The 1,766-nt window shown below is 47.9% G+C and carries 2 protein-coding genes; both read left to right on the top strand.

The annotated features are described in order from the left end of the window. The first annotated feature begins 337 nt into the window (after positions 1-337). Entirely contained in the window at positions 338-568 is a 231-nt protein-coding gene (locus KDK14_RS21010) for a hypothetical protein (RefSeq protein ID WP_257267206.1), read from the top strand. 65 nt (positions 569-633) lie between these two features. Next, a complete protein-coding gene (locus tag KDK14_RS21005; protein ID WP_257267207.1) occupies positions 634-1,176 on the top strand; it encodes a PIN domain-containing protein in 543 nt (180 codons plus the stop codon). The last annotated feature ends 590 nt before the right edge of the window (positions 1,177-1,766 follow it).

Here is a 1,766-nt window from a genome sequence, read left to right as displayed (position 1 = left end):
AGAGCTGTTCAGAATTACAGTAATATGCCTTTGCTGGGTGCTGAATAGTTACCTGCCGGCAACGAACTGTGAAACAGAAACGTTCTTGAGCGATCAAGAACCCTCGTCCGATCGGGCGGAGAGTGTCAGGGCTTGAGTACTACCACTGCACTCATGGCAACCTGGTAGACCACTTCCATAATTTGATGGTGTAATGATCAATAGCCCTGACTATTCACTGGATACCACTGAGAAGGTGAGTGCCCCAAACCGGGGCCGTCAATGGTGTCTTGTCAATGCATCATGATGCACTATTATCATATTCATGATGCATCAAACTAGAAAAGGGGGTTAAACCATGAGAACAACACTGGATCTGGAACCGGGCTTGCTCGCCCAGCTCAAGGAGCAAGCCGCCAGGGAACGCACAACCGTGAGCCAGTTGGCAAACCAGCTCATTCGCATGGCGATTTCCACACAGCAGAATAAATCGAACCAGGTACCTTTCCAGTGGCATGTGGCAAAAAATGGCAAACCTGTCGATGGTTTCGACCCATCGGATCGCAGCTACCTTGATCATTTGGCTTAATGCCCCATGAGTTGGGCAGAATAAGCCATGAAGCTGATTGATACCAACATTCTTGTCTACCCAGCATTCCCTTTTTTGATGAGCATGAGGTAGCCAGGGTGCTTCTGGAGCAGGTTGCCTCACAGAAAACCCGCCACTGCATTACTTGGATCAATATATTCGAATACCTGAGGGTGGTCACCCATCCAAAATTAATCAAGCCGGAGCCGTTGGGTATTGAGCAAGCACTCGCCAATATAAGGAACCTTCTTGACCAACCAGCGGTATCCCGGATTGATCCCGGCCCTGATCACCTGCTGTATTTTGCAGAAATTATTCAACAAGTGGCGCCTGTCAGAGATAACTTTGTTCATGATTGTCGTATTGCAGCAGTTATGAAAGAGCACAGCGTCACTGAGATTCTTGCCAGGGATACCGATTTCAGGAAAATCCCTGGTTTTTCTGTGACTAACCCAGTTCATTCAAAAAAGTGGGAAAAACACAGAAAAGAAGCACTAAAGTTTAAGGAAGGAGATAAGGGGAGTGTTCTGTGCAACCGACACAAAACAATGAGAATTGTACAATCGAATGTAAGCACCGTCAGGGTTTACCCATTTGCAGCATACTGAAACCCAAAATATATATGAAACTCACCAGCCAATAAGCCAGCCACCAGAGGGAACCATACATCGCATTAACTGTGAATGGCACCCCAAAAAATAGCCAGTAAGCCACCCAGAAACCGGTTCGACCAGACCGGAGTCGTTGATGACACAGATAAGCCGCATAAGGAGAAACAACAAAAAGCCCAATCCAACCGGGCAGACTGTTGGTGGCTGCGGCAAATCCACAGCTTAACAACGACAGAACAATGGCTATGAAAAACAGCACATTCATCCACATCGTGGGTTTCATGGGGTGGTGAGGGTGGGAGGCGATCATAACAATCAGTCGTGTTTTGTTAATGGGGGAATTATCTGGCAGCGGGCATGCCACTGAAAATAGAAGAGGTAAACAGGAATAAAACGCCCGATTCCGTTCATCCTGAGTTCGTCGAAGGGTGGTGCCACCGGACTTCGACAAGCTTCAACCCAAACGGAGACCGGGGTTGAAAACAGGGAAGTCATTCCGTACCGGTTCCATAGGAGGCTGTCCGAGAATAGACTGCCCTGCTGCGGCGACAGCAAATTGGTCTAAAAATCCGCTTTTGTTCGGCAAA

The sequence above is a fragment of the Endozoicomonas sp. ONNA2 genome (assembly GCF_024606365.1).
Lineage (GTDB): Bacteria > Pseudomonadota > Gammaproteobacteria > Pseudomonadales > Endozoicomonadaceae > Endozoicomonas.
This window is presented reverse-complemented; position numbering and strand designations above follow the sequence as displayed.

Coding starts and splice junctions, on each gene's coding strand:
- KDK14_RS21010 (WP_257267206.1), top strand. CDS start 338: ATGAGAACAACACTGGATCTGGAACCGGGCTTGCTCGCCCAGCTCAAG.